The sequence below is a fragment of the Agromyces sp. NPDC058126 genome (genome assembly GCF_042884595.1).
Classification (GTDB): domain Bacteria; phylum Actinomycetota; class Actinomycetes; order Actinomycetales; family Microbacteriaceae; genus Agromyces.
The window spans coordinates 100,660-119,176 of sequence record NZ_JBHVTS010000007.1 but is presented as its reverse complement, the minus strand read 5'-3'; the positions used below and the strand labels follow the sequence as shown (position 1 = coordinate 119,176).

General features: G+C 71.7%; 17 protein-coding genes. 14 read left to right on the top strand and 3 right to left on the bottom strand.

What is annotated here, in order from left to right:
* Positions 1-32 precede the first annotated feature (32 nt).
* The 4 genes from ACFVTR_RS18405 (at position 33) to ACFVTR_RS18390 (ending at position 3,034) form a co-directional block, all read left to right on the top strand.
* Positions 33-635, top strand: coding sequence for a hypothetical protein (locus ACFVTR_RS18405; RefSeq protein WP_387039676.1), 603 nt, complete (start codon positions 33-35; stop codon positions 633-635).
* A 61-nt stretch (positions 636-696) separates the two neighbouring features.
* A complete protein-coding gene (locus ACFVTR_RS18400) occupies positions 697-897 on the top strand; it encodes a hypothetical protein (protein WP_387039674.1) in 201 nt (66 codons plus the stop codon).
* A 9-nt stretch (positions 898-906) separates the two neighbouring features.
* Entirely contained in the window at positions 907-1,824 is a 918-nt protein-coding gene (locus ACFVTR_RS18395; RefSeq protein ID WP_387039672.1) for a 1,4-dihydroxy-2-naphthoyl-CoA synthase, read from the top strand.
* Between the two features lie 43 nt (positions 1,825-1,867).
* A complete protein-coding gene (locus tag ACFVTR_RS18390) occupies positions 1,868-3,034 on the top strand; it encodes an AMP-binding protein (RefSeq protein WP_387039671.1) in 1,167 nt (388 codons plus the stop codon).
* A 97-nt stretch (positions 3,035-3,131) separates the two neighbouring features.
* Here ACFVTR_RS18390 and ACFVTR_RS18385 read toward each other — a convergent pair whose 3' ends face one another.
* The gene (locus ACFVTR_RS18385) at positions 3,132-4,628 is read right to left on the bottom strand and encodes an MFS transporter (RefSeq protein WP_387039669.1); all 1,497 of its coding nucleotides are present in this window, start codon (positions 4,626-4,628) and stop codon (positions 3,132-3,134) included.
* Positions 4,629-4,724: 96 nt separating this feature from the next.
* On the opposite strand from ACFVTR_RS18385, the gene ACFVTR_RS18380 reads away from it, so the two are divergent.
* Both ACFVTR_RS18380 and ACFVTR_RS18375 read left to right on the top strand, forming a co-directional pair.
* On the top strand, positions 4,725-5,171 hold the full coding sequence (locus ACFVTR_RS18380; RefSeq protein WP_387039667.1) for a MarR family winged helix-turn-helix transcriptional regulator: 447 nt from the start codon (positions 4,725-4,727) through the stop codon (positions 5,169-5,171).
* Positions 5,172-5,271: 100 nt separating this feature from the next.
* Positions 5,272-6,258 (top strand): 1,4-dihydroxy-2-naphthoate polyprenyltransferase, encoded by a 987-nt coding sequence (locus ACFVTR_RS18375; RefSeq protein WP_387039761.1) that lies wholly within the window; start codon positions 5,272-5,274, stop codon positions 6,256-6,258.
* A gap of 37 nt (positions 6,259-6,295) precedes the next feature.
* On the opposite strand, the gene ACFVTR_RS18370 is transcribed toward ACFVTR_RS18375, so the two are convergent.
* Positions 6,296-6,601 carry a DUF4229 domain-containing protein gene (locus ACFVTR_RS18370; protein WP_387039666.1) on the bottom strand — a complete coding sequence of 102 codons (306 nt, stop codon included), beginning with the start codon at positions 6,599-6,601 and terminating at the stop codon, positions 6,296-6,298.
* Positions 6,602-6,673: 72 nt separating this feature from the next.
* Here ACFVTR_RS18370 and ACFVTR_RS18365 point away from each other — a divergent pair, with 72 nt between their 5' ends.
* The 7 genes from ACFVTR_RS18365 (at position 6,674) to ACFVTR_RS18335 (ending at position 14,978) form a co-directional block, all read left to right on the top strand.
* The gene (locus tag ACFVTR_RS18365) at positions 6,674-7,117 is read left to right on the top strand and encodes a PLD nuclease N-terminal domain-containing protein (protein WP_387039664.1); all 444 of its coding nucleotides are present in this window, start codon (positions 6,674-6,676) and stop codon (positions 7,115-7,117) included.
* 4 nt (positions 7,118-7,121) lie between these two features.
* Entirely contained in the window at positions 7,122-9,104 is a 1,983-nt protein-coding gene (menD, locus tag ACFVTR_RS18360) for a 2-succinyl-5-enolpyruvyl-6-hydroxy-3-cyclohexene-1-carboxylic-acid synthase (RefSeq protein ID WP_387039663.1), read from the top strand.
* A 226-nt stretch (positions 9,105-9,330) separates the two neighbouring features.
* Positions 9,331-10,188, top strand: a complete 858-nt coding sequence (locus ACFVTR_RS18355) for a PPK2 family polyphosphate kinase (RefSeq protein ID WP_387039661.1) — start codon at positions 9,331-9,333, stop codon at positions 10,186-10,188.
* A gap of 123 nt (positions 10,189-10,311) precedes the next feature.
* Positions 10,312-11,556: an isochorismate synthase MenF gene (locus tag ACFVTR_RS18350; RefSeq protein ID WP_387039660.1), complete on the top strand. Its 1,245-nt coding sequence runs from the start codon at positions 10,312-10,314 to the stop codon at positions 11,554-11,556.
* Between the two features lie 58 nt (positions 11,557-11,614).
* Positions 11,615-12,322, top strand: a complete 708-nt coding sequence (locus tag ACFVTR_RS18345) for a class I SAM-dependent methyltransferase (protein WP_387039658.1) — start codon at positions 11,615-11,617, stop codon at positions 12,320-12,322.
* Between the two features lie 93 nt (positions 12,323-12,415).
* On the top strand, positions 12,416-13,543 hold the full coding sequence (locus ACFVTR_RS18340; RefSeq protein ID WP_387039656.1) for a polyprenyl synthetase family protein: 1,128 nt from the start codon (positions 12,416-12,418) through the stop codon (positions 13,541-13,543).
* Between the two features lie 52 nt (positions 13,544-13,595).
* On the top strand, positions 13,596-14,978 hold the full coding sequence (locus ACFVTR_RS18335; protein ID WP_387039654.1) for an FAD-dependent oxidoreductase: 1,383 nt from the start codon (positions 13,596-13,598) through the stop codon (positions 14,976-14,978).
* A gap of 146 nt (positions 14,979-15,124) precedes the next feature.
* On the opposite strand, the gene ACFVTR_RS18330 is transcribed toward ACFVTR_RS18335, so the two are convergent.
* Positions 15,125-17,455 carry a hypothetical protein gene (locus tag ACFVTR_RS18330; protein WP_387039652.1) on the bottom strand — a complete coding sequence of 777 codons (2,331 nt, stop codon included), beginning with the start codon at positions 17,453-17,455 and terminating at the stop codon, positions 15,125-15,127.
* Between the two features lie 269 nt (positions 17,456-17,724).
* Here ACFVTR_RS18330 and ACFVTR_RS18325 point away from each other — a divergent pair, with 269 nt between their 5' ends.
* The gene (locus ACFVTR_RS18325) at positions 17,725-18,384 is read left to right on the top strand and encodes a prepilin peptidase (protein WP_387039650.1); all 660 of its coding nucleotides are present in this window, start codon (positions 17,725-17,727) and stop codon (positions 18,382-18,384) included.
* Positions 18,385-18,517: the final 133 nt, after the last annotated feature.

Here is an 18,517-nt window from a genome sequence, read left to right as displayed (position 1 = left end):
CCGGCGATTCGGGGTGCCCTAGGTTCGGTCGGGTGAGCATTCCGACGGATCGATCGACCACCTCGCCGCCCCCTCGAACGGCGGGGGCGAGCGGCGTCTACCCCGGCCACCTCATCGGCGCCTCGTTCGGTGCGGTGTTCGTCTCGGTGAACAGCGGGCTGCTGGGCCAGCCGCTGCAGCTCATCGCGACGGTGCTCGCAGTCCTCGCGGCGACGGTCGTGCTGGCCGGCTTCGTCGCGACCGTCCGGCGCGGGCAGCGCCCGCCCGAACGCGACCGGGCTCGCTCGCATCTCGCGTTCTGGGTGATCGTGGCGATCGAGGCCGTGCTCCTCTTCGGCGGCCTGGCCGTGCTCAACCGCGTCGAGCCCGCCGCGAACGTCGCGTGGATCGCGCTCGTCGTCGGTCTGCACTTCCTGGCCTTCGCGAGGTGGTGGGTGCGCGGGCAGCGCGAGCTGATCGTCATCGGGGCGGTGATGACGGCGCTCGGCGTCGTCGGGATGGTGCTCGCCGTCACGACGCACGATGCGCCGCTCGTGCAACTGATCGCCGGTGTGGGCTCGGGGCTCGTGCTGCTCGGCACGAGCACGGCGACGGCGCTCCGGGTGCTCGCCGGCCGCGGAGCACCGGCCGCCTGAGCGGGGCACGAATTCCCTGATCGCCCGCCCTCGGCTCGGTTCGGACGCCTAGGGTGGAGGGATGACGGCTGCAGGGATCGACGAGCTGGGGCTCACCACGAGCGAGGTCCGTGCCGAGTCGACCGGGCGCAACCTCGCGATCGGGATCGGCGGCGTCCTCGTCGTCATCGCCGCGGGCATCCCCGTCGTCTGGGCGATCCTCGTCGGCGTGACGGCCGTCGTGCCCGTCGTCGCCGGCTTGCTGGGCGGCGGCGCCGAATAGGCTTGAGCCATGAGTGCCGAGGTCTCCGAACTGTTCGATCCGAGCGAGTGGGCCGCGGCTCCTGCGGGTGCGTCGTTCACCGACATCACGTATCACCACTCGCTCGACGGGCGCATCGCGCGCATCGCGTTCGACCGGCCCGAGGTGCGCAACGCGTTCCGCCCGCATTCGGTCGACGAGCTCTACCGCGCCCTCGAGGACGCGCGCACGAACCCCCGCATCGGCGTCGTGCTGCTGACGGGCAACGGCCCGAGTGCGAAGGACGGCGGCTGGGCGTTCTGCTCGGGCGGCGACCAGCGCATCCGAGGTCGTGACGGCTACAAGTACTCGGACGCCGAGACCGCGGTCGTCTCGGGGGAGGGGCAGGCGGCGGTCGGCCGTCTCCACATCCTCGAGGTGCAGCGGCTGATCCGCTTCATGCCGAAGGTCGTCATCGCGGTCGTGCCGGGCTGGGCGGCCGGCGGCGGGCACTCGCTGCACGTCGTCTGCGACCTGACCATCGCCAGTCGCGAGCACGGTCGCTTCAAGCAGACCGACGCCGACGTCGGCTCGTTCGACGCCGGCTACGGTTCGGCGTACTTCGCGCGCCAGATCGGGCAGAAGTTCGCGCGCGAGGTCTTCTTCCTCGCCGAGGAGTACTCGGCCGAGCGAGCCTACGAGATGGGTGCCGTGAATCGGGTCGTGCCGCACGCCGAGCTCGAGCGCGAGGCGATCGCGATGGCCCGCACCATTCTCACGAAGTCGCCGACGGCGATCCGCATGCTGAAGTTCGCGTTCAACGCGGTCGACGACGGCATGGTCGGCCAGCAGGTCTTCGCGGGCGAGGCGACGCGGCTCGCGTACGGCACGGACGAGGCGGTCGAGGGCCGCGACGCCTTCCTCGAGAAGCGCGACCCCGACTGGGGCCCGTACCCGTGGCACTACTGATGCCGGTTACGCCGAACCGGCTCGGCCGGTGTCGGGGGTGTTCGTGAAACCGCTCATCAGGGTGACCGCGACGGATGCCGCGGAGTTGACCCGTTCACTCGCCGCGGCCCTCGACGGCGGACCGGCGGTCTGGCCGGTGCCCGAGGCGGGCGCGGCGGGCGTGGGCGGTGCCGACCGTCCCGCGGCGGAGGTCGACGACCGGGTCGCGCTCGTCGTCGAGACGAGCGGCTCGACCGACGCCCCGAAGCGGGTGCTGCTCTCGGCCGACGCGCTCGTCGCGAGCGCCGACGCCACGCACGACGCGCTCGGCAGCACCGGGCAGTGGCTGCTCGCCCTCCCGGGTCACTACATCGCCGGCGCGCAGGTGATCGTGCGGGGGCTCGTCGCCGGCACCGAGACCGTGGCGCTGCCTGCCGGCGGGTTCGATCCGGCGGCGTTCGCCGAGGCATCCGCTCGCATGCACGACCACGTGCCCCACTACACCTCCCTCGTGCCGACGCAGCTGGCGCGGCTGCTCGACGCCGCCGAGCGCGACGCCTTCGTGGGGGCGGCGCTGCGCTCCTTCGACGCGGTGCTCGTGGGTGGGCAGGCGCTCGCCCCCGCCCTCGCCGAGCGCGCCGACGCCGCCGGCGTGCGCGTGGTGCGCACCTACGGCTCGAGCGAGACCGCCGGCGGCTGCGTCTACGACGGAGCGCCGATCGGCGACACCGCCGTCCGCTTCGTCGACGGGCGCATCGAGCTCAGCGGGTCGAGCCTCGCCGAGGGCTACCTCGACGACCCCGAGCGCACGGCCGCGGCCTTCGTCGCCGAGCGCGGCACCCGCTGGTACCGCACGGGCGATCTCGGCGAGCTCGACCCGGGCACCGGCCGGCTGCGCGTGCGCGGCCGCGCCGACGACGTCATGATCTCGGGCGGCGTGAAGGTCGTGCTCGGCGAGGTCGAGCGCGCCGTGCGCCGACTGCCGGGGTTCGGCGAGGCGGTCGTCGTCGCCGTGCCCGACGCCGAGTGGGGCGAGCGAGCGGCGGTCGTGGTCGGCACCGGCGTCGGCGACGAGGCATCCGCGCTCGCCGGCCTGCGCGAGATCACGGATGCCTCGGACCTCGGCCCGGCCGCGAGGCCGGTGCGGCTCGTGGTCGCCGAGCCCTGGCCCGTGCTGGCCTCGGGCAAGCCCGACCGCCGGGCGCTCGCCGCCGTCGCCGCGGGCCGCTGACTGACGGTCGCTCCGCTCAGCCTCTGGCACCACTTCGTCGCCCTCTGCGCCGGTTCAAGTGGCGCGGAGGGCGCGAATGTGGTGCAGACGGCAGACGTCAGACGTTCGGCACCGGGGCGGCATGCGCCGCGACATCGGCATCCGCCTCGACATCGGCCTCGGCCAGTCGTCGCGCCTCGTCGAGGTGCGCCTGCACCTCGCTGCGCCGGGGGAGCAGGAGGCTCGAGAGCGCGGCGATCGCGAACCCGGCGACAGCGACCCAGACCGAGGCCTGCAGGGCGGTGAGCACGTGCGTACGGCTCCAGTCGTCGCCGACGACACCGAAGAACACCGTCGTCGAGATGGCGACGCCCGCCGCGGCGCCGAGCTGCTGGAAGGTGCTGTAGGTGCCCGACGCGGCTCCGGCGTCGGCCACCGGCACGGTGGCCAGCGCGACGTCGACGAGCGGGATGACGAGGAAGGCGAGGCCGACGCCGGAGAGCAGCATCGGCCAGAGGGCGGCCCAACCGGTGAACGCGGCGCCCGTGTCGGCGACGACGGCGAACACCCACAGCACGCCGACCGCGAGCAGTGCCGCGCCGATCGTCACGAGGTACTTTCCGACCCTGGCGACGAGCGGGATGACCGCGCCCGTGCCGACGAGCGCGCCGAGGCTGAACGCGAGGAGGTTGAGGCCCGCGGTGAGCGCGTCGAATCCGAGCCCGACCTGGAGGTAGACGATGAAGGGCAGGGTGAACGCGTTGAGCGAGCCCTGGAAGGCAGCCTGGGTGACGATGCCCGCCGAGAACCCGCGGTCGGCGAAGAGGGGCATCGGCAGCAGCGCCGAACCGTCGCGCCGCATCCGCCGGCGTTCGTGCAGCACGAAGCAGGCGAGGAGTACGGCGCCCGCGGCGACCGGAGCCCAGAGCCAGACCGGCCAGCCGAGCGACCGGCCCTCGACGAGGGGCACCATGAATGCGAGCACGACGCCGCTGAGCATGGCGACGCCCGCGAGGTCGAGTCGCATCGGTCGCGGCGAGCGCGTCTCGGGCACGATCAGCGCGGCGAGCACGAAGATGGCGATGCCGACCGGGATGTTGATGAGGAAGACCGTGCGCCAGCCGAGCCCCCGCAGGTCGGCGTCGATGAGCCAGCCGCCGAGCACGGGCCCGACGACGGCGGCGAGACCGCTCACGCCGCCGATGAGCCCGTACATCGGGGCCCGCTCGCGCGGGGTGAACAGTGCCTGCACCGTCGCGAGCAGCTGCGGCACCATGAGCGCCGCGAAGAGCCCCTGCAGGATGCGGGTGGCGACGAGCACCTCGCCGGACCAGGCGGCGGCCGCGGTAGCGGAGGCGAGGGTGAAGCCGGCGACTCCGATGAGGAAGACCCGGCGGCGACCGAAGAGGTCGCCGAGGCGTCCGCCGGTGATCAGTGCGACGGCGAAGGCGAGCATGTAGCCGCTCACGATCCATTCGAGCTGGGTCTCGGACGCCCCGAGGTCGCTGCCGATCGACGGCAGCGCGACCTGCACGATGGTGACGTCGAGCAGGTCCATGAACGAGGCGAACAGGAGGATGCCGACGGCGAGGCCTCGGCGGGGTGCGGTGGTCATGTCGGCCGCCCTTTCATAGACTGAATTCGTACCGGAACGGTATAGTCCCATCATGGGACATTCCCACACCGGGAAGAATAGGAGGGCGTCGCCACGATGTCAAGCAAGGCCGAGGTCACCGCGCGCATCGTCGACCTGCTCCAGCTCGTGATCGCCTCCTCGGTCATGACCAACGAGCGCGTCGCCCGATCGATGGGCGTGAGCGTGGTCGACCTGCAGGCGCTCGGCTACCTCGCGCGCAACGGCGCGCCGATGACCGCGGGGGAGGTGAGCCAGCAGACCGGCCTTCCGACCAGCACCACCACCCGCGTGCTCGACCGGCTCGAGAAGCAGGGCTACATCGAGCGCTCCGCCGATCCGAACGACCGCCGGCGGGTGGTCGTGCAGTTGCGCGCCGGTGCCCTGCCCGGCACCGGTGGCGGAGGAGAGGATGACCCGTACCGCGAGATCCTCGAGGGCATGCAGCGGGTGCACGAGGGCTTCACCACCGACGAGCTCGAGGTCGTCGCGCGCTACCTCGACGCCGTCAGAGAGGTGCGCTGAGCACCTCGGCGCCGGCCTCGCCGTCGATGCGCCCGCCACCGAGCGGGGCCATAGGGTGCCGAACTAGCATTGCCATGTGGCACGCCCGAAACCCCAACGGATGAATCCCGCCGACGACCTCGCGAAGCGTTCGCGCACGCACGGCCGATCGGGCAACCCCGCGAAGGCCTCGAGCCCGCGCGCCGCCGCCCCCGCCGGTGCGGCCGGCCCCGCGACCGCCGCCGACTGGATCTCGGGTGCGCGCCTGCGCACGCTCCCGCTCGCCATCGCGCCCGTCGCGCTCGGCACCGGAGCCGGGGTCATCGCGATCGCCGAGGGGGCGTGGCATCCGGCGCGTGCGCTGCTCGCCCTCGTCGTCGCGCTCGCCCTGCAGATCGGCGTCAACTACTCGAATGACTACTCCGACGGCGTGCGCGGCACCGACGACCACCGGGTCGGACCCGCGCGGCTCACCGCCTCGGGGGCCGTGAACCCGCGGCACGTGCTCGTCGTCGCGCTCTCGTTCTTCGCGCTCGCCGCGCTCGCCGGACTCGCGCTCGTCGTCATCACCCAGCAGTGGTGGCTCATCGCGGTCGGCGCCGCCGCGATCGTCGCGGCCTGGTTCTACACCGGAGGCAAGCGCCCGTACGGCTACGCGGGGCTCGGCGAGCTCTTCGTGTTCATCTTCTTCGGGCTCGTCGCGACCGCGGGCTCGGCGTTCGTGCAGGCCCTCACGGTGAACTTCGAGGCCTGGCTCGGCGGCGTCGGCGTCGGGCTGCTCGCGTGCGCCGTGCTCATGGCGAATAACCTGCGCGACGTCGAGCAGGACCGGGTCGCGGGCAAGCGCACGCTCGCCGTGCTCATCGGGCCGCTCGCGGGGCGCATCCTGTTCGTGCTGTTCGCGCTCGTGCCGTTCGGCATCGCCGTGTTCTTCGCGCTCTTCTACCCGACCGCGTGGCTCGTGCTCTTCGCCCTGCTCGCCGCAGTGCCGGCCTGCATCATCGTGCTGACGGCGAAGACGCCGCGCGAGCTCATCCTCGCGCTGCAGCTCACGAGCATCACGGCACTGCTCTACGGCGTCGGGCTGGGGCTCGCCTTCGCGCTCTGACGCGTCGGATGCGAGATGCGGGCGAGCCGCGCGGCGACTACTCCGCGGCGGGCTTGACCGGCTTCTCGGCGGCCGGCTCGGCCGCGGCGGCGATCGCCGCGTCCTCGGCCTCGTCGTCTTCGCGCACGACCGGCTTCTCGCGGTGGCGTGCGGCGTAGAGCTCGCTCGACATCGACTCGCGGGGGCGGCGCAGGAACAGCAGGGAGGCGCTGAATCCGAACACCGCTGCGACGAGCGCCGCGATCCACGGGGTCACCCCGGCGATCAGGAGGACGGCGAGCGGCACGGCGAAGAGGATGACTCGAATCGCCGTGTACCAGATCCAGACGGGCACGGATTTCACCCTGACAGTGTAGGCGGGGTGTCTGGGGGCGGCTCCCAGCCAGCCGTGACCCGGCGAGCCTAGACTGGCACCATGGCCCGACTGCTCTTCGGACTCGGCATCGCTGTCGTGATCTTCACGGTCTACGCGGTCGTCGACTGCGCGCTGCTCGACCGGCTGCGCATCCGAGGGTTGAAGCGCGGCTGGTGGATCGTCGTGATCCTCTTCGTGCCCGTCATCGGCGGCCTGCTCTGGTTCTTCGTCGGCCGTGGCGGCTCGCTGAACCGTCCCGCCGGCCGCAACCGCACCGTGGCCCCCGACGACGACACCGAGTTCCTGCGTCGCCTCGGCGACGACGCCGTGCAGGCGGAGCGCATCCGCCGGCTCGAAGAAGAGCTCGCCGAGCTCGACGGCGAGACGGATGCCTCGACCGGCGGCCCCGGCCCCGGCGCCGGTCACAAGGCCGACCCCGGCAAGCGACCCGACAACCCCGACGCCCCCGGCGAGACCGGCCCGTCGCCCCGCCCGAATGCCTGAGCCGGTGCCGACGGCACCGACCGCTGCGTCGGTGCCCACCGCGCCGACGGCTCCGGCCACCGCGTTCTCGGTCGCACTGCTCGAGGAGTTCGTGCGCGCGGGGGTGCTCGACGTCGTCGTCGCTCCCGGTTCGCGTTCGCAGGCGATCGCGCTCGCCGCGGCGGAGTTCGAGCGGCAGGGGCTCGTGCGCCTGCACGTGCGGATCGACGAGCGGGGTGCCGGATTCCTCGCGCTCGGGCTCGCGATCGAATCGGGCCGTCCGGCGGTCGTCGTGACGACCTCGGGCACCGCCGTCGCGAACCTGCACCCCGCGGTGCTCGAAGCGCACCACTCGGGCGTGCCGCTCGTGCTCGTCACGGCCGATCGGCCGGCGGAGCTGCGCGGCATCCGATCGAACCAGACCACCATGCAGCCCGGCATCTTCGCGGGCGCGGTGCGCCTCGAGCGCGATGTCACTCCGCCCGAGGGGGCTCCCGGCGAGACGCAGACGGCGGCGAGGCTCGCCCGCGAGGTCGTCGCCGCGGCTCTCGGTCGCGACGCCGACGGCGGGTCCATCGCCCACCCCGGTCCGGGCCCGGTGCATCTCAACGTGCAGCTGCGCGAGCCGCTCTCGTCGCCGATGGAGGCGGCGCAGCTCGCCGACCTCGGCCGATCCGGGGCCGCCCTCGATCCGCAGGGCGGCAGCGGGGCACGGGAGGAGCACGTCGACCACGGAACATCCGGTGCGCTGATCGCCCGCGGACCGCGCACCCTCGTCGTCGCCGGGGCGGGCGCCGGCCCCGAGGCCGAGGCGTTCGCCCGCGACGGCGACTGGCCGCTCGCCGCCGAGGTGACGAGCGGCGCCCACTTCGGGCCCAACCTCGTCGTCGCCTACCGCGAGCTGCTGCGCGAACCCGGCTTCGGCGACGCGGTCGAGCGGGTCGTGGTGTTCGGGCACCCGACGCTGTCGCGCGAGGTGCCCGCGCTCGTGCAGCGCGACGACGTCGAGACGATCGTGGTCGCCCCGTCGGGCATCGAGTGGTTCAACCCCGGCCGACGCGTTCGCCGGTTCGAGCGCGCCGTGCACGCCGATCCCGTCACCCCCGCCGCACCGCAGACCGCCGAGGAGCGCGCCTGGGTGCGCCGCTGGGTGCACGCGAGCCGCATCATCGTCGAGTCGGGCCTGCCGCCCGCCGCACCCGCCGTCGCCGAGGGCATCGACGAGACGGGGCACGTCGGCGACGTCGAGCTGCACCGCGAGTTCATGCGCGCCCAGCTCGCCGCCGCCCGCGCACCGATCACGCGCCGCATGCTCGTCGACGCAATCTGGGGTGCGACGTGGCCGCACGACCGGCTCGTGTTCGGGGCATCCCGCCTCATTCGCGACGCCGACCGGGCCGTGCCCGGCCGACGCATCGCCGCGCACGCCAACCGCGGCCTCGCGGGCATCGACGGCACCGTCGCCACCGCGCTCGGCATCGCGATCGCGAGCCAGGCGGATGCCCCCGCGCACGCCCCCGAGACGGAGGCATCCCGTGCCCCCGAGCACGATCGGGCACCGGCCGCCGGCGAGTCGGCCCCTCGGGGCCCGGCCACCGGGTTCGCGGCGGAGCTCGCGCACGCCGAAGCCGTCGAGCGCACCGTCGCGGCGCGCCCGGCCTCGGCGGTCGCGTCGGCCGGGGCGACCCGCGCCCTCATCGGCGACCTGACCCTGCTGCATGACGTCGGCTCGCTGCTGCTCGGCGCCGGCGAGACACGTCCGCGGCTGCTGCTCATCGTCGGCAACGACGGCGGCGGCACGATCTTCGACGCGCTCGAGGTCGCGGGCACCGCGCCCGCCGACGCCTTCGACCGGGTGCAGTTCACGCCCCAGCAGGTCGACCTCGCGGCGCTCGCCGCGGCCTACGGCTGGACGTACTCGCGGGCGACCACCCGCGCCGAACTCGACGAGGCGCTCGGCACGCGCATCGACGGCCCGACGATCCTCGAGGTTCCGCTGCCGCGCTGACCGCCGCCCGCTCGTCGCACCGCTTCGTCGCGCGACCTTCGCGTTGCTCCGCCGGTCATCGGTACCCTTCCTGCGCACCGTTACGTCACTGATATGCGTGCGGCATCGCTGATGCCAGGCGCGTATCAGTGACGTAGTGCGCACGGTGAGGGGCCTTGCCCGGCGCATCCGGGCTCGGCAGGATGTGAGGAGCACCGCGGCGCCGCGCCGCTGGAGAGGGGACGCCATGAGCCGCGAATCGTTCTGGACCGCCGATCCCGCCGACCTCCTCCGCGTCGGTGAGGGGTTCGACCTGGCCGACGTCGACCCGCGGTCGCACCCCGGGTTCGACGGCGGCAAGCGCGAGGCGAAGAAGGCGCTCGCCGAAGGCGCCGACATCCTCGCCGCGTTGCAGGAGCAGCTCTTCGCGGGCAGCCGCATGGGCGGCCACAGGCGGCGCATCCTGCTCGTGCTGCAGGCGATGGACACGGCGGGCAAGGGCGGCATCGTGAAGCACGTGATGGGGTCGGTCGACCCGCAGGGCGTGCACCTGGCGGCCTTCAAGAAGCCCACCGAGGAGGAGCTCGGGCACGACTTCCTCTGGCGCATCAGCAAGGAGACGCCCGGCCCCGGCATGATCGGCGTCTTCGATCGCTCGCACTACGAGGACGTGCTGATCGGCCGCGTGCGCGAGTTCGCCCCGCCCGAGGAGATCGAGCGCCGCTACGACGCGATCAACGAGTTCGAGCGCGGGCAGGTCGCGAACAGCACGACCGTCATCAAGGTCATGCTCCACATCTCGGCCGACGAGCAGAAGCAGCGACTGCAGGCCCGGCTCGAGCGCCCGGACAAGCACTGGAAGTTCAACCCCGGCGACATCGACGAGCGCCTGCTCTGGCCCGCGTACCGCGAGGCCTACCAACACGTCTTCGACCGCACGTCCAAGCCGGATGCCCCGTGGTTCGTCGTTCCCGCCGACCACAAGTGGTACGCGCGGCTCGCCGTGCAGCACCTGCTCATCGACGCGCTCGAGGCGATGGAGCTCAGCTGGCCGACGGCCGACTACGACGTGGCCGAGCAGCAGGCACGCCTCGCCGCGAGCTGAACCCTCCGGTCGGTCGAGTAGGCGCGCCAGCGCCGTATCGAGACCAGGTTGCCTCGGTGCCGGTGGTCTCGATACGCGCTTCGCGCTACTCGACCGACCGAGGGCGCGAAGTAGGCTGTACCGGTGAGTCAGACGCACGCCCCGGCGCGCCTCGTCGTCAGGACGGTGGCCGTCGATGAGACCGAACCGCTGATTCCGCGCACCGATCCGCGGCACCCGCTCGTCTGGATGCGTCGCGGCGAGGGCATCGTCGGACTCGGCGAGGTGCTGCGCATCGAGTCCTCGGGTTCGTCGCGCATCGAGGACGCCGCGTCGGCGTGGACCTCGATCGCCGCCGCCGCCGACATCGACGACCGCGTCGGCCTGCCCGGCACGGGCCTCGTCGCGTTCGGCGCGTTCGCGTTCGCCGACGAGTCGGCGGCGACGAGCGTGCTCATCGTGCCCGAGCTCGTCATCGGCCGCCGCGACGGGCGCGCCTGGGTGACCCGCATCGGGTTCGAGACGCCCGCCGAGGTGACCATCCCCGAGCCGGCGCCGAAGCGGCAGGTGCCGCGAGTCGCGTTCGAGCCGGGGTCGCTGCCGCCAGAGGCCTACGAGTCGGCCGTGGCCGAGGCGGTCCGCCGCATCGACGCCGGCGAGTTCGAGAAGGCGGTGCTCGCGAGGCAGCTCGTCGGCACGCTGAGCGACGACGCCGGCCTGCGAGCCACCATCAACCGCCTCGCCGAGGACTACCCCGACACCTGGGTCTTCGCCGTCGACGGCCTCATCGGCGCGAGCCCCGAGACGCTCGTTCGGGTCGACCACGGCACCGTCTCGGCCCGCGTGCTGGCCGGAACGGCGCCGCGGGGCGCCGGCGAGGCATCCGACCGCGATCACGCCGCAGCACTCGCAGCCAGCGAGAAGAACCTCGCCGAGCACGCGCTCGCCGTCGCGAGCGCCGTGCAACGGCTCGAGCCGCACACGACCCGGCTCGACACGAGCCCCGAGCCGTTCACCCTGCAGCTGCCGAACCTGTGGCACCTCGCGACCGACCTCAAGGGCACCCTCGGCGACGGCTCGAACTCGCTCGACCTCGTGAAGGCCGTGCACCCGACGGCCGCCGTCGCGGGCACGCCGCGCAAGGTCGCGCTGCGCGCGATCCTCGAACTCGAGGGCTTCGACCGCCGTCGCTACGCCGGCCCCGTCGGCTGGGTCGACGGCGACGGCGACGGCGAGTGGGCGATCGCGCTGCGCTGCGCGCAGGTCGACCTCGACGGCACGGTGACCGCGTATGCCGGATGCGGCATCGTGCATGACTCGGTGCCCGCCGATGAGCTCGCCGAGACCGACATGAAGTTCCGGCCGATCGTCGAGGCGTTCGGCGGGTAGACGCATCCGGGCGGTCGCGCCCAGCCGATCGGCGGGAGACCCCCGGTAGAATCGAGGGATGACCCGCGCAGACCTCGGCAAGGACCCCCGCGAGGTGTCGGCGATGTTCGATCGCGTCGCCGCCGCGTACGACCGCACCAACAACGTGCTCTCGGTCGGCAACGCCCCGCTCTGGCGGGTCGCGACGACGCGCGCGGTCGACCCGAAGCCGGGCGAGCGCATCCTCGACGTCGCTGCCGGCACCGGCACCTCGAGCGCGAGCCTCGCGAAGTCGGGCGCCTCGGTCGTCGCCGCCGACTTCTCGCCGGGCATGATCGAGGTCGGTCGCAAGCGGCAGGCCCACGTACCGAACCTCGTCTTCGTCGAGGCCGACGCGACGAAGCTGCCCTTCGATGACGACTCCTTCGACGCCGTCACGATCTCGTTCGGCCTGCGCAACGTCAACGAGCCGAAGCGGGCCATCGCCGAGTTCTTCCGCGTGACGAAGCCCGGCGGCCGGCTCGTGATCTGCGAGTTCTCGAAGCCGCCGGTCGCCTTCGTGCGCTTCGGCTACAACGTGTACCAGCAGTACGTGATGCCGCCGCTCGTCAAGATCTCGAGCTCGAACGACACCGCCTACGAGTACCTGAACGAGTCGATCAACGCCTGGCCCGCCCAGCCCGAGCTCGCCGCGTGGATCCGCGAGGCCGGCTACACCGGCGTGGCGTGGCGCAACCTCACCATGGGCGTCGTCGCGCTGCACCGCGGCCGCAAGCCGCTCGCCTGAGCGGTTCGGCGCTCGCCCCTCGGGCGAAGCCCGTGACATCCGTTCGCCGTCGCTGACACGGGCCCGCATGCGGGCACAGGTAGGCTGGGAGACGTGAATCCGAGCCACCCGGTCGCCCGTCGCGGCTCCGCGCTCGCCGCCAACCTGGGTCTGAGCGAGCGGGTCTTCGCGTCCGCCGCCGACAAGGCCATGGCGCGGGCGATCGACGACGGCATCGAACGCGTCGAGTCCGGCCTCGTCCGCGAGGTGCAGTTCGCCGACTCCATCGCCGACGTCTCCACGCGCTACCTGCTCGAAGCCGGCGGCAAGCGGGTGCGCCCGATGCTGACCCTGCTCACCGCGCAGCTCGGCGCGGGCGCGACCGACGACGTGATCACCGCTGCCGAGGCGATCGAGATCACGCACCTCGGCTCGCTGTACCACGACGACGTCATGGACGACTCCGACCGCCGCCGCGGCGTGCCCGCCGCGCACGCGGTGTGGGGCAACTCCGTCGCCATCCTCACGGGAGACCTCCTCTTCGCACGGGCCAGCCAACTGATGGCGAGCCTCGGCGAGCGGGCGATCCGCATGCAGGCCGACACCTTCGAGCGGCTCGTGCTCGGCCAGCTGCACGAGACGGTCGGGCCGACCGAGGCCGACGACCCGATCGAGCACTACATCCAGGTGCTCGCCGACAAGACCGGCTCGCTCATCGCGGCGGCCGCCCAGTCGGGGGTCGTGTTCTCGGGCGCCGACCCCGCCTACGAGGCGCCCATCGTCGAGTTCGGCGAGAAGATCGGCGTCGCGTTCCAGCTCATCGACGACGTGATCGACCTGTCGCCGCAGCCCGAGGAGACCGGCAAGGTGCCCGGCACCGACCTGCGTGCGGGCGTCGTCACGTTGCCGCTCCTGCGTCTCGCCGAGCTGGCGAAGACCGACGAGGCATCCGCCGACCTGCTCGCGCGCATCGAGCGCGACGTGATCACCGTGACCGCGGCGACCGCCGACCTCGGCGATCCGCTCGACACGAACACGCTCGCCTCGCGTATCGTGCCGTCGCGTGCGACGGTCGACGCGATCGTCGCCGAGCTGCGCGAGCACGAGGCCACCCGGTCGACGCTCGCCGAGGCGCACCGCTGGGCCGCCGAGGCGGTCGCGGCGCTCGCCCCGCTGCCCGAAGGAAGTGTGAAGAAGGCGCTCACGCGTTTCGCCGAGACGATCGTCGAGCGCCAGAGCTGACGGCCGCGCCGACCGCGCACGCCGTCTCCGAGGTTCGAACACGAGGAGAGATGTGACGAGGAACAAGCTGCGGCTGGCGATCGTCGGGGCCGGTCCCGCCGGAATCTATGCCGCCGACATCCTGCTGAAGGCCGAGCGCAACTTCGACGTGTCGATCGACCTGTTCGATCACCTCCCGGCACCCTACGGACTCGTACGCTACGGCGTCGCGCCCGACCACCCGCGCATCAAGGGCATCATCACCGCCCTCCGCGAGGTGCTCGACCGCGGCGACATCCGCATCTTCGGCAACGTGCGCTTCGGTGAGGACATCACGCTCGACGACCTCAAGAAGCACTACAACGCGGTCATCTTCGCGACCGGTGCGGTCAGGGATGCCTCGCTGAACATCCCGGGCGTCGAGCTCGAGGGCTCGTACGGGGCCGCCGAGTTCGTCAGCTGGTTCGACGGGCACCCCGACTTCCCGCGCACGTGGCCGCTCGAGGCCAGGGAGGTCGCGGTCATCGGCAACGGCAACGTCGCACTGGATGTCTCGCGCATCCTCGCGAAGCACGTCGAAGACCTGATGCCGACCGAGATCCCCGCGAACGTCGCGGCCGGCCTCGCCGCCTCGCCCGTGACCGACGTGCACGTGTTCGGCCGCCGCGGTCCGACTTCGGTGAAGTTCACCCCGCTCGAGCTGCGCGAGCTCGGCGAGCTGCGCGACGTCGACATGATCGTCTACGACGAAGATTTCGACTATGACGACGCCGCCCGCGCGGCCGTGTCGGGCAACAAGCAGGTCTTCGTCATCGACAAGGTGCTGAACCAGTGGCGTCAGCGCGAGGTCGGCCAGGCGTCGCGCCGCCTGCACCTGCACTTCTTCGCGAAGCCGCTCGAGATCGTCGACGACGGCAACGGGCACGTCGGAGGCATCCGCTGGGAGCGCACCGAATCCGACGGCGCCGGCGGGGTCGTCGGCACCGGCGAGATCCGCGAGCTGCCGATCCAGGCCGTGTACCGCGCGGTCGGGTACTTCGGGTCGCCGCTGCCGGGCATCCCCTTCGACAAGAAGTTCGGCGTCATCCCGAACCACGAGGGCCAGGTGCTCATGCGCGACAAGGAGACGGGCGAGTCGCGCCAGATGTACGGCGTCTACGCGACCGGCTGGATCAAGCGCGGCCCCGTCGGCCTCATCGGCCACACCAAGTCCGACGCGATGGAGACGATCAAGCACGTCATCAACGACCTCGGCAACTGGTGGCGGCCCGAGTCACCGTCGGAGGAGTCGGTGATGGAGATGCTCGAGTCGCGCGGAATCCGCTGGACCGACCTCGACGGCTGGCACCGCCTCGACGAGCACGAGCAGGAGCTCGGCTCGGCCGAGGGGCGCAAACGCATCAAGGTCGTGCCTCGCGACGAGATGGTCGACATCTCGCGCGGTGACGTCGCGTAGGGGCGGGCGTTCGAGACGAGCGCCCATGACCGACCGGTTCTTCGTCGTCACGACCGACGCCGGCGAGCTCGCCGCAGACCCCCCCCGTCGAGTGTCGATGACCTCACGTCATGACCGGGCGGTGCCCCCGCCGGCTGCGGATCGCTCTACCTGATCACGGCGGTCGTGGCGGCGGTGCGGGTCACTGTCGGATAGCCGGTCTTCGATCCGGTCACTCTGACGGTGATGGGCTTGCCGCGCTGCGAAGTGGTGAGTTTGAAGGTGCCGACCGTCGCGCCGCTGATCGCCGTTCCATTCGCGTACCACTGGTACTTGAACGTCGTGTTCGTCGTCCAAGTGCCGCGGACCGCGGTGAGGGTGTATCCGACCGCTCTGGTACCGGTGATGGTCGGTACGGCGGTGAGCGCGACTTTGAGCGTCGCCGCGGAGGTGCGGGCGACGGTCGCATGGCCTGAGACTGCGCCGGTCACCTTCACCGTGATGGTCTTGTCGCGGTGAGCGGAGGCGATCACGTAGCTCGCCCCGGTTGCACCAGTGATCGCGACGCCGTTCGCGTACCACTGGTACGTGAAGATGGTGCCGGCGGTCCAAGTCCCGAGTGAGGCGGTGAGCTTCGCTCCGACATACGGGGTCCCGGTGATCCTGGGTACCGGAGCGAGCGCCACCTTGGGCGTTGCCGCTGAGGTGCGGACCGTCGTCGGATACCCGGCGGCGCTCCCGACCACGGCGATGCTGATCGATTGACCGACGAGCGACGAGGGGATCGTGAAGGTCGACGCCGTTGCACCGGGAATACCGAATCCGTTCGCGCGCCAGTGAAAGCTGAGTGTCGTACCGGGCGTCCACGGCCCGGGCACGGCGGTCAGCTTCGCACCGGCATAGGCGGTACCGGAGATCTGCGGCGTCGACCCGATTGCGACGTTCGGCGTGGTGGCCGACATGGCCGAGAACGAGTCGTAGCCGATCTGGCTGCCGGTCACCATCACACTGAGCGACTTGCCTGCGATCGTGCTCGGCACCTTCCAGCTCGACGACGTCGCGCCGGGTACAGGGCTCCCATCGGCGTACCACTGGTAGGTGAACACGGTCGAGGGGCTCCAGGCCCCCGGAACCGCCGTCAGCGTTCGGTCGACCCATGCGGTGCCGCCGACCAGGCCGCCGATCGTCGGTTTCGCCCACTGCATCACCCGGAGCGTTTCCGCCGACGTCCGAGCCGAGGCCAGATGGCCGCTGAGGAAGCCCGTCGTGCGGACCGAGATGGACTTGCCGCCCAGACCTGCGTGCAGCGTGAGAGTTTCTGCGGTCGCCCCGATGAGCTCGGCTCCGTCGGCGAGCCACTGATGGCTGAGGTTCGCGCCGATGGGCCATCCTTCGGTCGTGACCGAGAGCTTCGAGCCGACGACGGCCGAGCCGGAGATCGTCGGGATCGCCGACGGAGTCGATGGGATCGGGTTGAGCTCGGCTTCGAGATCGAATCGCTCGCCGCTGCCGAGCACGATGGGCGTGGCGCTGGTGAAGTCGGGTTGGTCCTTCCAGAACTCCCTGCGGAGGGGGTGCGGGCCCATGATCGCGAGCGCGTACGTGCCGGGCTCGAGGTACGTGATCTCGAACGCGCCGTCGGGGCCGGTCCGGATTGTGCCGAGGATGGGCGTGGGCCCCCTGATCTGCAACGGGTAGAGGTTGATCTCCGCGTCCGAGACCAGGTTGCCGTCGGCGTCGCGCACGGTGCCGATGATCGCGGCGGGCTTCTCGAGTTCGGCGTCGATGCCGTGCCTGAACTCGCCCGGTGCGAGATTGAGGCGATTCGTCGGCAGGCCGAGCCCCTGCGGGACGTCGTCCCAGAACTCCGGAATGACGGAGTTTCGCGGTGCGCCGAAGCTGAAGCCGTAGTCGACGAGGGGAGCGAGGGTGAGTGTGTACCACCCCGTGGCATCGGTGATGGCGTACGTGAGCAGCATGTTCCGGTTCGCCCACGCGACATCGACCCTGCTGACGGCAGCCACGCTGGCGGAGACGACGGCGCCCTCGAGGGGCCCGTCGATCGTCGTGACCCGGCCGGTGATGGTCGCGGCCGGTATCCTCTCGATGTCGATTCCGGTGACCGACTGCCCGGCGTCGACGTGGATCGCGCTCGCCGAGCCGGGCATCGTCGCCCCGCCGAACCAGGTTGCGGCTGCGAAGGGCCTGCCTTCGGGCACGGCACGGGGGTCGTCGGCGGGTACGAGTGCGAAGTACTCACCCGGCGGCAGCTCGGAGACGACGTACGCCCCGTCGTCGAGCGATTCCGCGACGACGCCGACGAGTTCGAGCGTCCCGTCCGCGGAGAGCCGATGGATCTTCGGCACCTGACCGTGCGCGGGCTCACCGGTCGAGTGAGTCACGACACCGGAGATCGTGCCGTCGGCGATCGGCTCGGATGCTGAGGAGGGCGACTCCGCGGCCCTGGGATCCGCACCGGTTGCGGCCTGTGCAGCCATCGGAAGGTTGACGACCAAGAGCGCAGTGACCGCGATACTGACGATCGCTGTGAACGTGTGGGTCGCTGCGCGTGAGGTCGCCATCGATGCCTCTCTACCTACACATCGAGCGACGGCGGAAATGCCGTCACCCTCCCATAGAGATAGCAGCTTCGACGCGGGATCGACAGTCTGCGCCTTGGACGATCGTGACCGTCGCGGCGGCGGAGCGAGACGGCGCTGTGCACGGCGCTGTCAGCGCGCACCCGGTCGGCGCTACGCTGCTCACCATGCCGATGCTCGCACCGCTGACCGCGCTCACCCTCGCGGTGGCCGGCTTCGCGCTCGGGTGGTGGCCGTTGGCCGCGTGGTCGGCGCACTCGATCACGGGCGAGCGGATGCCCCGGCGCACGACCCTGCGCATCGCCGCCGCCGTGACGACCGCGGCGACCTTCGGCCTGCTCGGGCTGCGCTTCGGCCTCGACTGGCTGCTGCCCGCGCTGCTCGCGTTCGCCGCATGCGCGACGGTGCTCTCGATCGTCGACCTCGTCGAGAAGCGGCTGCCGAACGCGGTGGTGTTCCCGGCGCTCGCGGCCGTGGCGGTGCTGCTGGTGCCGGCGACCTGGGCCACGGGGGAATGGATGCGGCTGGTCTGGGCGCTCGCCGGCGCCGCGGCGATGTTCGCCGTCTACTTCGTGCTCGCCCTCATCTCGCCCTCATCGATGGGCATGGGCGACGTGAAGCTCGCCCTCGTGATCGGGCTGCTCACCGGCTGGTTCGGACTGTCGCCCTGGTTCGTCGCCCTGCTCGCCGCGTTCGTGATCGGGGGACTCATCTCGCTCGTTGCCCTCACGCTGAAACGAGTGACGCTCCGCGGATCGATCCCGTTCGGGCCGTCGATGCTGGCTGGGGCGCTCGTAGCGGTGCTGTTTGCGGGGCCGGTCGGGTGAGATAGCGGGCGGCTTCTCGAGTCGAGACGACGAGCGTTCGATCGGGCTCGCGAGGGGCGCGGGGTTCGCCACCCGAAAGGGGACTGTCCCGGACCACCGCTCGGCGTGTTCTCTGAACTGACCGTCCGCCCCC